General features: G+C 42.9%; 15 protein-coding genes, 1 other RNA gene and 1 pseudogene. 8 read left to right on the forward strand and 9 right to left on the reverse strand.

The genetic code is table 11. From position 1 onward, the window contains the following. Positions 1-166 precede the first annotated feature (166 nt). The 5 genes from LC653_RS27200 (at position 167) to LC653_RS27210 (ending at position 2,658) form a co-directional block, all read left to right on the forward strand. Complete coding sequence (locus LC653_RS27200; RefSeq protein ID WP_229497791.1) at positions 167-595, forward strand: reverse transcriptase N-terminal domain-containing protein; 429 nt, start codon at positions 167-169, stop codon at positions 593-595. Position 596: 1 nt separating this feature from the next. After that, entirely contained in the window at positions 597-785 is a 189-nt protein-coding gene (locus LC653_RS47505) for an HNH endonuclease (RefSeq protein ID WP_372478228.1), read from the forward strand. 126 nt (positions 786-911) lie between these two features. Continuing rightward, entirely contained in the window at positions 912-1,724 is an 813-nt protein-coding gene (locus LC653_RS27205) for a reverse transcriptase N-terminal domain-containing protein (RefSeq protein WP_504828435.1), read from the forward strand. Beyond that, positions 1,721-2,053 carry a group II intron maturase-specific domain-containing protein gene (locus LC653_RS48310; RefSeq protein WP_504828436.1) on the forward strand — a complete coding sequence of 111 codons (333 nt, stop codon included), beginning with the start codon at positions 1,721-1,723 and terminating at the stop codon, positions 2,051-2,053. Before LC653_RS27205 ends, LC653_RS48310 begins: the two co-directional genes overlap by 4 nt. 215 nt (positions 2,054-2,268) lie before the next feature. Next, positions 2,269-2,658, forward strand: a complete 390-nt coding sequence (locus LC653_RS27210; RefSeq protein ID WP_229497792.1) for a hypothetical protein — start codon at positions 2,269-2,271, stop codon at positions 2,656-2,658. A gap of 178 nt (positions 2,659-2,836) precedes the next feature. Here LC653_RS27210 and rnpB read toward each other — a convergent pair. The 4 genes from rnpB to groL form a co-directional block, all read right to left on the reverse strand. Continuing rightward, positions 2,837-3,267, reverse strand: an RNA gene (gene rnpB, locus LC653_RS27215) — RNase P RNA component class A. 51 nt (positions 3,268-3,318) lie between these two features. Then, positions 3,319-4,014: a hypothetical protein gene (locus tag LC653_RS27220; protein WP_229497793.1), complete on the reverse strand. Its 696-nt coding sequence runs from the start codon at positions 4,012-4,014 to the stop codon at positions 3,319-3,321. 64 nt (positions 4,015-4,078) lie between these two features. Beyond that, a complete protein-coding gene (gene corA / locus LC653_RS27225) occupies positions 4,079-5,221 on the reverse strand; it encodes a magnesium/cobalt transporter CorA (protein ID WP_229497794.1) in 1,143 nt (380 codons plus the stop codon). 643 nt (positions 5,222-5,864) lie between these two features. Beyond that, positions 5,865-7,538, reverse strand: coding sequence for a chaperonin GroEL (gene groL / locus LC653_RS27230; RefSeq protein WP_229497795.1), 1,674 nt, complete (start codon positions 7,536-7,538; stop codon positions 5,865-5,867). A gap of 157 nt (positions 7,539-7,695) precedes the next feature. On the opposite strand from groL, the gene LC653_RS27235 reads away from it, so the two are divergent. Further along, positions 7,696-8,778 carry an MraY family glycosyltransferase gene (locus LC653_RS27235; protein WP_229497796.1) on the forward strand — a complete coding sequence of 361 codons (1,083 nt, stop codon included), beginning with the start codon at positions 7,696-7,698 and terminating at the stop codon, positions 8,776-8,778. Positions 8,779-8,841: 63 nt separating this feature from the next. On the opposite strand, the gene LC653_RS46405 is transcribed toward LC653_RS27235, so the two are convergent. The 3 genes and pseudogenes from LC653_RS46405 to fabG all read right to left on the reverse strand — a co-directional run bounded on the left by LC653_RS46405 (position 8,842) and on the right by fabG (position 10,748). Beyond that, positions 8,842-9,123: a DUF4351 domain-containing protein gene (locus LC653_RS46405; protein ID WP_267923191.1), complete on the reverse strand. Its 282-nt coding sequence runs from the start codon at positions 9,121-9,123 to the stop codon at positions 8,842-8,844. A 6-nt stretch (positions 9,124-9,129) separates the two neighbouring features. Continuing rightward, positions 9,130-9,723, reverse strand: a pseudogene (locus LC653_RS27245) (Rpn family recombination-promoting nuclease/putative transposase); the annotation flags it as partial. A gap of 278 nt (positions 9,724-10,001) precedes the next feature. Beyond that, positions 10,002-10,748 (reverse strand): 3-oxoacyl-[acyl-carrier-protein] reductase, encoded by a 747-nt coding sequence (gene fabG, locus LC653_RS27250; protein ID WP_229497797.1) that lies wholly within the window; start codon positions 10,746-10,748, stop codon positions 10,002-10,004. Positions 10,749-11,584: 836 nt separating this feature from the next. Between fabG and trxA the strand changes: the two genes are divergently transcribed. Together trxA and LC653_RS27260 are read left to right on the forward strand one after the other, a co-directional pair. Beyond that, complete coding sequence (gene trxA / locus LC653_RS27255; RefSeq protein ID WP_109007859.1) at positions 11,585-11,902, forward strand: thioredoxin; 318 nt, start codon at positions 11,585-11,587, stop codon at positions 11,900-11,902. Positions 11,903-12,116: 214 nt separating this feature from the next. Then, entirely contained in the window at positions 12,117-12,281 is a 165-nt protein-coding gene (locus LC653_RS27260) for a hypothetical protein (protein ID WP_229454189.1), read from the forward strand. Between the two features lie 634 nt (positions 12,282-12,915). Here LC653_RS27260 and LC653_RS27265 read toward each other — a convergent pair. Together LC653_RS27265 and LC653_RS27270 are read right to left on the reverse strand one after the other, a co-directional pair. Continuing rightward, the gene (locus LC653_RS27265; protein ID WP_229497836.1) at positions 12,916-14,835 is read right to left on the reverse strand and encodes an iron uptake porin; all 1,920 of its coding nucleotides are present in this window, start codon (positions 14,833-14,835) and stop codon (positions 12,916-12,918) included. Between the two features lie 556 nt (positions 14,836-15,391). After that, entirely contained in the window at positions 15,392-15,934 is a 543-nt protein-coding gene (locus LC653_RS27270; RefSeq protein WP_229497798.1) for a hypothetical protein, read from the reverse strand. Positions 15,935-16,041 lie beyond the last annotated feature (107 nt).

The following is a 16,041-nucleotide window of genomic DNA, read 5'->3' on the forward strand; positions in this document are numbered from 1 at the left end:
AGCTTAATACAGGCAAATGTACGGCTGGTATAGATGGGATGAGAAACCTCAACTGCTATCAACGCTTGACACTTGCTACACAACTAAATATCAACCATTGGCAGCACGCCAAGCTCAGAAGAGTATGAGAAACTAAACAAAAGAATCTAATCTAAGGACAAGTTAGATGATGTCAGAAATGACAACAAACGGACTGAAGAAACAGCTAGAAAACTGGAACCAGATTAACTGGAAGAAGGTGAACAAAGCTGTCAGAAACTTGCGGCAAAGAATCTTTCGTGCGAGAAAGCTTGGGGACTTCCGTAAGCTTAGAAACTTACAGAAATTGATCCAAAAAAGCTACGCAAATTTACTATTGTCAGTTCGACGTATCACCCAAACCAATCAAGGTAAAGCAACGGCAGGCATTGACAAGGAAATCGTCAACACCCCAGAGCAACGGGTGATTCTGGTAAAAACCTGGAATGGGGGAAACCTCAAACCAACTAGGCGAGTAGAGATACCCAAGCCTAACGGCAAGAAACGACCGCTTGGAATCCCAACCGTGCGCGACAGAATTGAGCAAGCAATAGTAAAGAATTCACTAGCTTTATAGGATAGCAGAAAACCAAGATTGGAATTGTCCAGAATGCGGCGAACCCTTATTCAACGGCGAGGAAATCGAAACCCATCACATAGTATCTGTTGCCGAAGGTGGAACAGGCGACTTGGAAAACCTCCAGCATTTGCACAGAGCGTGCCACAAACAGGTACATAAAACCCAAGTTAAATCTCGCTTGAAGTAAGGCTTGAGCCGTGTAAGTGCGAAAGTCTTATGCACGGTTCTTAGGGGAGGGGAGAGCGGTGACGCTCAAACCTTACCCGACTAATTGGTCTGAGGTGTTCAAAATACATACACTCTAGAAGAGAAAATGATTAGACACAGTTACGTAACTAGTGAATCTTGGATAGCTCTACCGTGGAAGAAATTCCGCCGAAATCTATTCCGCCTTCAAAAGCGTGTGTACAAAGCTGTTCAAGTTGGAGACAAGCGGAAAGCGCGGTCAATCCAAAAGCTTATTATGAAATCCACCTCGGCTCGATTTCTTGCAATAAGACAAGTATCACAGTTAAACGCTGGCAAGAAGACAGCAGGTATTGATGGCAAAAAGTCCCTCTCATTTGAGGAACGTTTTGCACTTGAAATAACACTCAAGTCCCAGTATAACAACTGGCATCATCGCGGCTTACGGGAAATTCCAATCCCTAAAAAAGACGGAACCACCAGAATGCTAAAAATACCGACTATCGCGGATAGAGCTTGGCAATGCCTAGCAAAATATGCACTCGAACCAGCACATGAAGCCACTTTCCACGCCCGGAGCTACGGGTTCAGAACTGGACGGTCAGCGCATGACGCGCAGAAAAACATTTTTGACAACTTACGCTCCCAATGCAACGGAATAGAAAAACGAGTTATAGAACTCGATATTGAAAAGTGCTTCGACAGGATTGACCACTCAGCAATAATGAATAGACTCATTGCCCCCAAAGGCTTAAAACTCGGAATATTCCGATGCCTCAAGGCAGGGGTTAATCCAGAATTCCCCGAACAGGGTACACCTCAAGGGGGAGTTGTCAGTCCACTATTAGCAAATATCGCGCTCAACGGGATTGAGAGTATCCACGATTCAGAGCCAACGGGCGGATCAACGAGCCATCAATCCGATACGCGGATGACATGATTATAATACTCCGCCCCGAAGATAATGCGACAGAAATACTTGAAAGAATCAGCGAGTTCCTCCGCAAACGCGGAATGCAAGTAAGCCAAAAGAAAACCAAAGTAACTGCTACGACAGATGGGTTTGATTTCCTCGGCTGGAACTTCAAAGTTCAGAGCAACGGAAAGTTTAGAAGCACTCCATCAGTGGGTAATTTTAAAGCCTTCCGCAAGAAAGTAAAAACTATCGTCAACAACTCGAATTATGGTGCTAAGGTCAAAGCTGAAAAATTAGCCCCCTTAGTTAGAGGATGGCGGAACTACCACTGCCACTGCAAGATGAACGGGTAAACAGAAATCGAGAGGTACGCGAGATGCGAACAGCCGAAACGATACTGAACATCATACGTGAACGAGAGCTAAGGCTCTCAAAACGTAATGGTTACTGGAAAGCTACGTGATACGGAAACGGTCATGCGTAGTTTGGAGGGGGGTGGTTGGAAAAGTGCCAAAAATGGTAACTCGCTGGCTACCTACCCTACCGCACGCCCAGATTTAACAGAGAGGTGCGCGGGATAATACCCGCCATCGACTCAACCAAAAGCTTGAGAGCATTACGCGATTTATGCCTGATACAGTACGGTATCCAAGCAATAGGAAACCCTGCTGATAAGGCATCCTACATTAACGCCCTCCTGACCTTCCCTGTTATAGCCTGCAAGCAAGTGTCAGAAAATAAAGGATTGAAGTCTCCTATGCTCTCTCAAGTACAAGCGCTAGAAGCAACGCTAGAAGCGATGGGAACACCAACACCAGAGCAGTCAGCATTGCTCAAGGTGACGATGGAGGGAAGGAAGCTAGAGTACCCAGCACGGTACAGTCAAGAGAAGCTGTTTGGACTCTATCGAGTTAAATGGCATCTGGATACAGCATTAGAGATACTGGGAATGCTCTAAATCAGGACTTACGCAAACGATAGCCGAAAAGAATGATTTTCTTCTTAGGGCAATTCATGAATTGCCCCTACGGCGTGTAGTTTTGCGTAAGTCCTATAAATGATGAATTAATCATCGTACAAAATCCGTACAAAAAATAATGGAGTACAAACCGTGAAAGTTCATACTCCATTACAGGGGAGAGAGCAGGACATAAGCCGGGTTCTGTTCTCTTGCGAGGGCAGTTATCTATCTGGGACGCTTGTTACCAAACGCCTCTAGCGGCTCTCATTGAGCGGAACTGGTAAAAGACCAACCGTAGTTCCTATCGCCTTGCTCCCAACCGGGGTTTACCGAGCCAGCACCTCTCGATACTGCTGGTGCGCTCTTACCGCACCTTTGCACCCTTACCAAGTTGGGGAGTGGGGAGTAGTGAGTGGGGAGTGGGGTTTTTCTTTCCCTATTCCCTATTCCCTATTCCCTATTCCCTATTCTTGGCGGTATCTTTCTGTGGCACTATCCTCACGATCGCTCGCACTGGACGTTATCCAGCAAGTTTGGTCTTTTGGGAGTCCGGACTTTCCTCAAACCAGTAACTATGACTGATCTGCAACCGCCTGCGCCTACTCTCTCCTTAGATCCAGTGTAATCTTTGGAAGTCCCTAGTATGTTGACATGGCATTACTTTTTTTTATTCCAAGGTAGAGCGTAAGTCCAAGGTAGTTTCTTGACTGTGAAAGGACAATTGATAATGCTAATGGGAGGAAAATCACGACCTGGGGCTAGACCTAAACGCACCTCAGATATCCGTAGCACCAGTTGCAGGGAAAAGTCCAACTCCTTTCTTCTGTTAATAAAGTCGTTGTACAATTTTTTTTGCCCTTTTTGCAGTCCGTTGATATCAATTAGTGGTTTTTTGGCTGAATAGGTTCCAGCTACTTGATCGCGCTCGAAAACATCTTCTGCTGTCACCGTTTCAGAAAGTGTTTTCTTGGGGGCAATCAGGCTAGGACTTTGGGGTACTGCTAAGTCGCGGGTTAAGTCTGGTGATTTCCGAATTACGCGGCGCGATTGCTTGCTATGTTCAACTACTAAAGAACTGTTGTCCCAGTCAACGTATACAGCAACATTATCAGATTTATTTTCAATGCTAATTCCTAAATCTTTCAGTTCGTCAATTGGGTATGAGGATTTGAGTTTAAAGGAAATCCCAATTTTATCGTCGAGATTGTTTTCTTTGAGTTGCTCGTCAACGATTCCTTTTTTAAACTCAAACTTAATTTGATCATCGATGGATTCAACCATGCGGTTAAAAACGTATGAAACACCGATAATATAAATTGTTAAAACTACTAAATTCTGGTCGCTACTCCTCATAATTTATAATATTAACTCCCGGTGCTAATAAATGTATATCTGAGTCCTGATCCATCTACGATTTTTAATTACGTTTGATTACTACAGAATTTTGCAGCCAGCCTCGTCGCCAAAAAAACAATAGCAAACCAAATGCGATCGCTCCCATCACTGCCAAGCAAAGTGGGTAGCCCCAATACCAATTCAACTCAGGCATATTATATGGCGATTTTTCAGTATTGAAATTCATACCATATATTCCGGCAACAAAAGTCAGTGGGATAAATATCGATGAAACTATCGTTAGCACTTTTATGATTTCATTCATTTTATTGCTCACAGCTGAAAGGTACACATCCATTAATCCAGATGCTAGTTCTCGGTAAGTTTCCACGATCTCCATCACTTGCACTGCATGGTCATAACAGTGTCGCAGGTAGATTTGCACCTCCTCACCAATCACTTTACTACCATCTCGAATCAAAGAATTAATCGCATCTCGCTGGGGCCAAATAGCACGACGCAGTTGCAGTAATTCTCGCCTAATTTGATAAATATTTTGTAGTGTTTGCGGCGTAGGTCTGACTAATACTTCCTCTTCTAACTCTTCGATTCGCTCCCCATAAATCTCCAGCACAGGAAAAAAGCCATCAATAATCGCATCTAACACAGCGTAAGCTAAATAATCGGCTCCCTGTTTGCGGATAATACCTCTGCCTTTTTCAATTCGCGATCGCACTCTTTCAAAACAATCATGTTCTGGTTCTTCTTGTATTGTGAGCAAATAATTTTTCCCTAATATCAAACTCACTTGCTCACTGTAAAAACCACATGTTCTTTCCTTTGGCACTACCATGCGGCAAATGAACAGCAATTGGTCTTCATAATCCTCTGTTTTGGGACGGGTCGGTACATTAACTACATCTTCTAAAACTAAAGGATGTAACTCAAAAACCTTACCCAATCGTTGTAATATGTCTTGACTGCCTAAACCTTGTACGTCTACCCAAGAAATCGATTCGCTATCAAGATATGGGGCACACTCCTCAGGAGTTGCTATTTGTTCGCGGATGAAATCGGTTTGGTTATAGTCAATCAAGAAAATTATCGGTTCTGGAGCATCTGCATCAATAAAAATGGTTCCAGGTACAGTCCCTGGTTGGTGATAGAACTCATCTTCGTTTGGCTTATTTCCTATTTTGGGAAGGCGATGCAGTTTTCGTGCCATGCAATATTACCTAATAGTTATTAGTTATTAGTCATTTGTCATTTGTCATTAGTAAAAATAATTGACTCGTGGCAACTGACAACTTACACGTAATTTTACAAAAATTAATACAAATACGGCAATTTCTAGATTAAGCAATTATTTAGGTTGCTAACTTGGTCATCAACATTTTGTTGGTAGTCAGTTGTACTCACAAATAAGCACTGAAAAGTTTCATAATTACAGCTATTTTCAGATAAATAGGGTCGCGTCGTAAGGGCACAGCATTAGACCTCTTGCATAAATCACAAAATTTGAACCCCACCCCGCCAACCCCACCCCTTACTCCCCTCCCCAAGGCATCGGGGAGGGGATTAAGGGGAGCCAACGCGGTCTTCTTACATTGGGAGAGGCTAGCGCCAAGGGGGTTTCCCCCATGAGCGACTGGCGTGTGGGGTGTTAGGGACTTTTGCAAGATATCTATTGCTGTGCCCCTACGATAGGTGTGGTTTAAATAAATGAAAACTGCTGTAAGTTTATTTACGTTCAGTGAGTTACCAGCAATACACTTAACATATTGCTTCTGAATCAGCAATGCCATAAAAAAACAGTTTGCCTTAGTAAGACAAACTGCTTAAAAAATATTTATTTGGGTGAGCAGAAGTTAGAACATGCCCATGCCGCCCATGCCGCCCATGCCGCCCATACCGCCCATACCGCCCATGCCGCCCATATCAGGGGCAGCAGCAGCAGATTTCTTCTCCGGTTTTTCAACAACGATCGCTTCGGTGGTTAAGACCAAACCAGCAATGGAACCAGCGTTTTGCAAAGCTGAACGCACGACTTTGGCAGGGTCAATAATACCAGCAGCGATTAAGTCTTCAAATTCGCCGGTAGCAGCGTTGTAGCCAATGTTGAAGTCGCTATCCCGGACTTTCGAGACGATCACAGAACCTTCAGCACCAGCGTTGTCTGCTATTTGGCGCAAGGGGGCTTCTAGCGCTCGTTCGACAATATCAGCTCCAATTCTTTCTTCGTCATTTTGTAGGCTGTTTTTAATCTCTTCTACCTTCTTAGCTAAGTGAATTAAAGTTGTCCCACCACCAGGAACAATACCTTCTTCCACAGCAGCTTTAGTAGCGTTCAGCGCGTCTTCAATCCGCAGTTTACGGTCTTTGAGTTCGGTTTCGGTTGCCGCACCCACTTTAATCACTGCCACACCGCCAGCGAGCTTGGCGATGCGTTCTTGCAGTTTTTCTTGATCGTATTCAGAATCGGTTTCTTCCAACTGTCTGCGAATTTGACCAATCCGCTTTTGTACTTCTGGCTTGGTGACACTACCAGCTACAATTGTGGTGCTTTCTTTGTCAATGGTGATTTTGCGGGCAGTTCCCAGCGCTTCTAGAGAAGCGGTATCTAGACTTAAGCCGATTTCTTCAGAAATCAACTGTCCATCGGTGAGAATAGCAATATCTTCTAACAAAGCTTTGCGGCGATCGCCAAACCCAGGTGCTTTAATTGCAGCCACAGCAAGTACACCCCGCGCTTTGTTCACTACCAAAGTTGCCAAAGCATCACCTTCAACATCTTCAGCGATGATCAGCAAGGGCTGACCAGAACGGGCGACTTTTTCCAAAATCGGTACTAAATCTTGAATGCTGCTGATTTTTTTGTCAGTAACCAAGATTCGGGCGTTTTCAAATTCGACGATTTGCCGCTCGTTGTTGGTGACGAAGTAGGGTGAAATGTAACCCCTGTCAATCTGCATCCCTTCAACTACTTCTAGTTCGGTTGTGAGAGATTTAGATTCTTCAACGGTAATTACACCATCTTTGGTGACTTTTTCCATTGCTTGGGCTAACATTTGGCCAACTTCTTCATCGTTACCAGCAGAGACAGTAGCAACTTGAGCGATCGCACTTCCTTCTACTGGCTTGGCTAACCTGGCAATTTCTTGTACAAGTGCCTCAATAGTTTTGTCGATCCCGCGCTTCAAACTAACTGGGTTACTACCCGCCGCGACGTTCTTCAAACCTTCCCGAATCAAGGCTTGTGCTAAAACTGTTGCCGTGGTTGTACCATCCCCAGCGACATCTTTCGTTTTTGAGGCCACTTCTTGGATGAGTCTTGCACCAGTATTTTCCAAAGGATCTTCTAATTCAATTTCCTTGGCAACAGTGATACCATCGTTGACAATTTGAGGTGCGCCAAATTTTTTCTCTAAAAGGACATTGCGACCTTTGGGCCCCAAGGTGATTTTTACGGCATCGGCAAGGGCGTTAACACCCCTTTCTAGAGCTCGCCGAGATTCCTCGTCAAATGCAATAATTTTCGCCATGTTTCATTTCTCCAGCGCTTCCATTAGACAATTTAGCACTCACAGCGCCAGAGTGCTAATCTCTCAAGCGGCTCAAGTTACAAATGGAAATAAAAAAATTGATTAATATACAGGTGATGCTCATATTACATACAGGCAGTAATGCTTGAATTGGGAGATGAATCTATACAACTCCCTTAAGTCCCTCGGTATTGCCGACCCTAGCGGCACCGGCTGGTTGGCGGTAGTATTTACGTTTCTTTTGGCTTGCCTTGTAACGTGGCGTTTAATTCCGACAGTACGCAAATTCGCCTTGCGGGTAGGTTGGGCTGACCAACCCAACGCACGGCGGCTCAACCGAGAACCTTTACCCAATGCAGGGGGGCTGGCTATCTACGCGGGTGTGATTGCCGCCCTGGTTTTAGCTAGCCTGTTACGACCTATCGAACTCCAAAACGTATTGGCTCAGGTGCTCACTATTCTGTTGGGAGGTTCGATATTAGTCCTTGTGGGCTTTATCGATGATCAGTTCGGCTTACCGCCCTCTGTTCGTTTGTGGACGCAAATTCTCACGGCACTTTTACTGGTAGCTAATGGTATCAGTATTCATGTCATGTTTGGCACTCCCATAGACTCGCTCCTGTCTACGTTGTTAACAGTACTTTGGGTAGTAGGAATTACCAACGCCATCAACTTGATGGATGGTATGGATGGTTTGGCGGGAGGAATCAGCTTTATTACTGCCATGAGTTTGTTAGGCGTTGCAGCCCAATTTAACAATCGTGCAGCAGCAATCTTGGTATTAGCAGCCTTGGCAGGTGCTGCACTGGGCTTTTTACGTCACAACTTTCACCCCTCGCGGATCATTATGGGTGATGCCGGAGCATACTTTTTCGGCTATGTATTGGCGGCAACCAGTATTTTAGGTAGACTGCAACAAAATACAGTTTATGCGCTAATTCCCACGGTTTTATTTCTGTTGTTGCCAGTACTAGACACGACTCAAGTATTTGTGCGGCGGCTACTAGCAGGAAATAACCCCCTCAGTACTCCTGGCAAAGACCACCTGCACCACCGCTTACTTGCTTGGGGACTCTCCCAGCGCCATGCTGCGTTCACGCTTTGGTCAATTACCTTAGTTTTCAACTTGCTGGCTATGAGAATACAAGGCATGAGTTTGGCTGTGATGCTGACTACCGCCAGTAGCATTATTATTCTTTTAGGCTTTACTATCTGGCAAAGGATACGTCAACAGCCTTAGTTGCTTGTAGGGTGAGCATTGCAGTGCTAGCCCTACTATGGTTTTATTTAGTCCACCAAAAATTCAAGCTTGAGTTAAATTGTCTTGCAACCAAGCAACTAAATCTCCTTCTGTGGAAAAATCTAACAGTGCCTCGGCTAGATTTTCAAGCTGTTCAATAGATAACTGGCTGATACGCTCTTGCAATTGCGGACTCAAATTACCAATGCGTCGTCGCAGCAGACGCATGACTACCTCTATAGTCTGTTCTTGCCTGACTTCATCACGGACTTCCTCAATGATTTCATCACGGACTTCCTCATAAATTCTAGTAGTTTTGATATCAAAATCACCGAGTCCAAACATTTTTCTCAACTCCTGACGACTGATATGCGGTAGTTTGTAAACTACAATTGTTTCTATTAAATCTAGCACTTTTTTTTGAAGTGCTTTATCGCTCACTTCCGAACGTATCTTTGTAATCAAACTTTTGACTAATACAGGAGTTTGTTTTTTATTTACAACTACTAATTTGATGATACCAACTCCCAAGGAATGTTCAGCTATTTCTGGAAGCTCGTTTAGATATAGCCTCGTTACCAGTTGGCTTTCGAGTAAGACTCGATAAGGTTGTACTTGGGTTGGTTCAAGGCTGCGGCGAGGGAATATAACTACTGCTCGCCAATCTGTAGTAGGTGCGTAAAGTCGTAAATACAGAAATATTTATGAAAATAAACGAGCGTAAAATTCGTTATCTTTTTGAAATTGAACCTCCACAAAATAAATCGGCTGACTACTAGTATCAGCAACAGGAAGAAAGACTCCATCAATGCGAAATGCTGTTTGCTTTAATTCTACTGAAGCGAAATTATATGCATTTGCTTCTGATGCTTGCAGATTAATTAATTCAAAAAAAGCGCTGGGGAAAGTTTGAAATAAACGATAAAAAATGGAGTCTGTTTTCATAATTAGTTTGTCAAGCTTGATTTAATTAGGACTTACGCAAAAACCCTCTCAAACTCTCATTCCTCCGTGACGCGCCAGTTGCTTCAAGTCTCTTAACCGCAAGGGCGCACTGGCTTCTCTGCGCCGCGCCAGTTGCTTCAAGTCTCTTAACCGCAAGGGCGCACTGGCTTCTCTGTGGTTCGTTTTCCGTTACCCGTGCGTAAGTCCTATTAATAAGTTCGTAGTTAGCGCTAAAGCGCTAAAGCGCCAACTACGAACAATCGCTACCTCTCAACTATTTAAGCCATTACCATACCGCCATCGACGTTAAAGACTTGTCCGGTGATGTAGTTGGCGGCGGGATCGGCGGCGAGAAAGCGCACCATCCCAGCAACTTCTTCGGGTTGACCGAAGCGACCGAGTGGAATGTATTTCAGAATATCTTCGGGGTTGTTGAGATCGCTGGTCATGTCGGTGGTGATGAATCCAGGGGCGACGGCGTTAACGGTAATCCCGCGAGTAGCTAGTTCTTTGGCAACGCTTTTGGTGAAGCCGATTACACCCGCTTTGGCGGCGCTGTAGTTTGACTGACCTGGGTTGCCCATTTGCCCAGCAACGGAAGTAATGTTGATAATCCGCCCCGATCGCTGCTTCAGCATAATTTTACTGACGGCGCGTGTACATAAGAAAACACCAGTTAGATTAAGGTCTATCACAGCTTGCCAATCTTCTGGCTTCAAACGCAAAAGCAGGGTGTCGCGGGTAATACCTGCGTTGTTGACTAAGATATCCACACGGCTAAACTTTTCGATGACGGCGTTAACTAATGCGTCTACTTGATCGCCTTTAGAAACATCAGCTTGGATAGCGATCGCCTGACCTCCCGCATTTGTAATTTCTGTAACAACTGCCTCAGCAGCAGTACTGGAACTGGCATAATTGACAACTGCGATCGCTCCTTGTGAGGCTAATTCAATTGCGATCGCTCGTCCAATCCCTCGTGATGCACCTGTGACAATTGCGACTTTATCTTGTAATAGTGTCATTTAATGTTCCTCAATCTTAGAAATACCGCGCTAATTATCTTATGGTGATTTAGGGAACATCTAAATATTGTCTGGATAATTAAATATCTATACTTATTTCTCTATTAATAGATGAATAACTTGAAGCAATATATTGCTGATTTAACTAGTTCCGTGGGTTTAAGTCCCCCGGTTCAATAAAAATTTTGTTTTGTGTTGGGGTTAAATCCCCATTACAAAACAAAATTTACGAAAGCGTTGCGTTAGCGAGTCCGCGTTCGCGCAGCGTCTCGTAGAGAGCGTCATTACGAATTACGAATTACGAATTATTTAATTTATAGCTTCGACGCCTAATAGCCCATCGTAAACATCGCCCGATTGGATACTACTAGAAAGCGTTGCAGCTACAAGCGTCATAGACATCACTTTCCTGAATGCCTGTATAGTTAGTTATTTGCTTGGTCAAAATAGGTTTAAATACATATCTAATGCATATACACAAACCAGAATCATATAAGTATTTTATTATAATTATTTAAGATTCTTTGCTGGCAAATCAGTCTATATTGACTAATTTAACGAACTTTGGGGGTTTAAGTCCCCAACAAGACAGGCAGCGCGTTTTGTGTCGGGGTCTAAATCCCCGGACGCTCGCAGACTCGCTAACACAAAACGTAATTGCGTTAGCGCAGCGTTAGCGAGGAACGAGCGTCATTGCGTTAGCGCAGCGTTAGCAAGGAACGAGCGTCATTGCGAATTGGTTTAATCCTTTCCCAACAAAAACCCATGAACCTATACCGCTTTTATTTTCTAAGAATTACTATTGAAACAAACAATTGAAAATCGGTGTGTGTCACATGGCAACTAAAAAGCAATTTAACAGCTTTGAAGAGATGCTGTCTGCTTCTGATGTACCTGTATTAGTAGATTTTTACGCTGACTGGTGTGGCCCATGCCAGATGATGGTGCCAATTTTAGAGCAAGTCAATGCCCAACTTAAGGATCGCCTGCGGATTGTCAAAATCGACACGGAAAAATACACAGATTTGGCTACTCAGTATAAAATTGCCGCTCTACCAACCTTAGTACTATTTAAGCAGGGTCAGCCTGTGGATCGGATAGAGGGAGTGATGCAAGCACCGCAGTTGGTGCAATATCTACAAACAAAGGTTTAAGCTAACACTTAAAATTTGGATTTTAGCTGCCAGAGGCGCGGAATATCGCGTCTTTTTTAGTGGAGTAGCACAGCTTGTAGCCCTACGAATTACCGTGTAAAATCTTAAGTAAATATTAAGCATATCTACTTATACGTCTAGAGAAAGTAGTTTATAAATTGAGATAGCTATATTGTATAGATATAACAAAATATCTTGACAAATAAAGCAATATATGAATTATAAGCAGCAAAGACCTGACAAAGCCTATATTTGGGTGAATATTGATTTTGATAAAGTTAAACATAGAATAGATGCGGTGACTTGCCAGATTGAGCGAGTTATACAAAAGCACCAAATTTCAAATCAAACTGGTAAATCAGGCAAAAGAAATAATTAGGTTATCTGTAGAGCAATGTCTACGATGAGCTACACCTAGACAGTTTATTTTTATTGTAGCGTAGACCTAGCCCGCACTTCTCTACCAGACGCTGCGCGTAGCAAGATCCCCGAAGTAGTACGGCAAAGCTTAGTGACTAGCGTCGGCATCGCAACAGTTTTGCACAACAGGTTTTGGGCAAAGCGACTATATTTTTGTCAAACACTAAATAATATTATTCGATAATCGCCCACCGAATTTATACTTATTTATTAGTTATTATTTTATCCTCGACACTCCTTTTCAGGAGTGTTATTTTCGGGAGGATATCTGCTTACTAATTTAATACGGTTCACTTAGCGCCAAAAACCTTTCAGGGTTTACGCAAAAACTCTCCGAAACTCTTATTTCTTTGTGTGCTTTGCGCCCTTTGTGGTTCGTTGTTTCTTAATTTTGGCTAAGTCTTGTCCTTAACTGAACCGTATTGCTTACTAATTATGCTGTGAAAGAATGTGAAGAAATCATGGGATGGCTAGAGGTCTTGTTAAACAATTTGAAGGTGCAGCTAAGGAGGTTGTAAGAGAAAGCAGTAAAGAAATAGCTACCTTGTTTGATAATGTTTTTGCTACGTCAGCCGCTTCCTACTCGCAATCTCTTAAAACGTAAAAGTAGTGCGAAGTACACCTACAGTCGTAGTCTCATTGTTACTGTTACCTTCTGGGTTAAAGAGAATAAACGCACCAGGCGTAATACTGATATTATCGCTAACTTGAAGGCGGTAATAGCCTTCTAAATGGTAAGGAGTCGCCCGATTCTCGCCTGTGGGGGTAAGTTGAGCAGAACCACCAGTATCAGTACGGAAAAGCGGTTGACCAAAAATAATTCCGGCAGTGTTCCCTGACTTGAATAAATCTCTGAAGTGAACTCCCGCCATCCAACTTGTAAAGGTGGTGGAAGCATTCACGCTATTTGAAGAAGCATCAACAAATAGTGCTGCACCGTAGCCAGATAAGGCTATCTTGGGAGACAATCGCCATGTTACCGTACCCCCAACAGAGTTTAGTGTGACGGGTGTTCCAGTTGCAACCCCTGCTAAAGCATCGATATCACCACTAATTAATCCTGTACCTAAAATATTGATTTCGTGATAACTGTGGGCATAGTTTAAACCAATATCCAGAGCGGGACTTGGCTTGAAGGTTAACTGTGTGGCAATAACACTACTACCACTAAATAAACCTGCTCCTAAAGGTGTAGTAGAAACTCCTGGTAGTGCCTCAGTAGCGGATTTTTGGGTTAAATTTGCATTTGGATTGCCGTATAAAGCTCTTAAATCCAAATTTGGCGAAATGTTAAAAATAAATCCCGCCGCCGATGCTAAACCAGTACCCGAAGTCCCACCAGAAATCCGTACCACAGGATTCAAGCCGGCAAAACGAGATATTGACTCTTGTCCTTCACCATAAAAAGGCGTAATTGCTGGGAAAGCATCTGATGTTTCCGCCGCAGTTCCTCCAAACAAGGTTAATTTATTAGCGACGGGAAAGATATACAGCAATTTGTAAACCTGAACACTGTTTGCGCCAACACCCGACAAAGTATTGACATTTAACCCCGGAAATTGCGGCTCAAAACTGGTACGTGCGCTACTTGCACTTAAAAGGGGCGAAGCTAATCCTAAACTTTGTTGTAGGCTACCCTGTCCATCGGCTCCACCCAAAAAGTTATAGGCTTGCAATCCAGTAATTAATAAATCTTTACCAGTAAAGCTAGTGGTGAGATTTAACCGCACTCTATTGACTAGGATGATGTTCGGGTCACTGTCATTAGGAGCGCCGCCGCTAGCACCAACACCAGCAATAATTACCTCTCCATTAAGTTTAGTAGTCGTAGAAAACTGATTTGCTTCTAGTTCTGCTGTGCGAGCTTCTACAGCATCTACTCGACCCCGCAATGTTGCCAATTCTGCCGCAAATTCTTCTTGTAGTTTCTGCAACGTGGCTAAATCTTCTTTCTTGACCAAATCACCAGTTGCAGTCGCAATCAGTTCGTTGATTCGCTCTAAACAAGCATTTAAGCCAGCAGCAAATTCATAGCGAGTCATCGCCCGATTACCGCGATAGGTTTGATTGGGATAACCTGCGATACAACCATAGCGCTCCACTAAAGATTGGAGTGCCTGAAAAGCCCAATCGGTCGGCTGTACATCAGACAATTGGGATACGGATGTTACTTGTGCAAGTTTGTATGAGGTTGGAGATGAATTTGTAGATTGTGGTATGATTGGCTGCCAAAAGTTAACAGCAGAATCTACTCCTAAATCTTGATTTTTTTGCTGTTCATTGACTGAGCGTAAATTTTTTTTGTTGTCATTAGCTATCAGCAATTCACTGGAGATATTATTTGCTGAATTGCTTTGATGAGAAGAATTTTTTTCATAGCTACCATCATCTTGATTAACAGCTACGTTTTTATCTGCAATTTCTAAATTAGGAAGGGCTTGCACAGGTGATAACCCGGCAATTAAACATAAAAATCCCATCCCACTAGCAGAAGCTAGTAGATATTTTGCCATCATAACTCCCAACACCTATAAAATAGTGAAAAAATTAATTGCGATTTTCAAATGGATTGATAAGTAAATTTAAAGTAGATTTAGCAAGAGAATCTTGTTAACTTTAAATTTTTGATATCAGGTTTTTTTCTGAATTGACTTACCAGAACATCAGCTTATATCGCAAGTATTAAATTATAGTAAATACTATTTTTGGAAAGAATTAACAATAATTTTTATTGGTAGTTATTATAGCTTTTGACAAATTATATTGAGATTTCTTATAATTACTCTATCAATCCTAAATGGGTTGTGAACAGTACGTTCTGTACAATGCTTGATTCATAAGCCTTCCAAATTTTCTCTGTTCAAATATAAAATTGGATTGCTATATTGACAAAATAATAATTACATAAGTCTGATTTTGTGATAAGGAATATAGATATTGAGCCGAGGATTTCGGCTCAATACCTACCAAAGAATAATTTACTCAAAAAAAATTAAGAGACTGCGATCGCTGATCGATTTGGGTGCAGGTAAGATCAGGAGGAAAACAGTGGAAATAACTTTCAAGAATTCAATCCCACCAATAGGTAACAATAACCGCATCACAATCCTGGTGAACATCTTCACCCCATAGCCCCCCTTCCAATCTAGTTCTCAGTCGGCGCTTCAGCCGCAAACCGTAGTCTTCATTCGTGCCATCACTTACCTCTACTGAATCAGCTCGCCACTTTTTGCCCAAGTCTAAAAGCTCAGACACTTTTATGTCTTGGTTCTCTGTAAGGATATACAACGTATCGGCAGGATAAGCAATGAAATGGATGATGCTGGTTTCAGGCATGGGGCGATAGTTCGCCATTGCAAGCAGGGTATCGACCATACCACCAAAGCTTAAACCGTTTTCATCTGGTGCAAAGATTGGTTTTGTGAACAGAAAGCTTGCCCATAAATTTCTGTGGCTAGAAAGGTCAGTAATCACTTCTTCGCCATCAAACTCATTGAACCGACGCTGCCAAACCAAGGCAGCAAACAGTTCTTGAGGAGAATAGGATTTCGCAATCGATTGGATTTTGGCTAAGTCAAGCATCACATTTACGGTAAGTAATATTTTTAACAAAACATTTGTAACTACCCTTGCAGTTTATTTACCCAGTGGCTGCTATTCTTATAGTTACTTCGGTCTGTCATAGCAGATAGATTATCCTCAATAATGTTTCATTTATT

Origin of the sequence: Nostoc mirabile CHAB5784 (assembly GCF_020829645.1) — a bacterium.
GTDB lineage: Bacteria > Cyanobacteriota > Cyanobacteriia > Cyanobacteriales > Nostocaceae > Nostoc > Nostoc mirabile.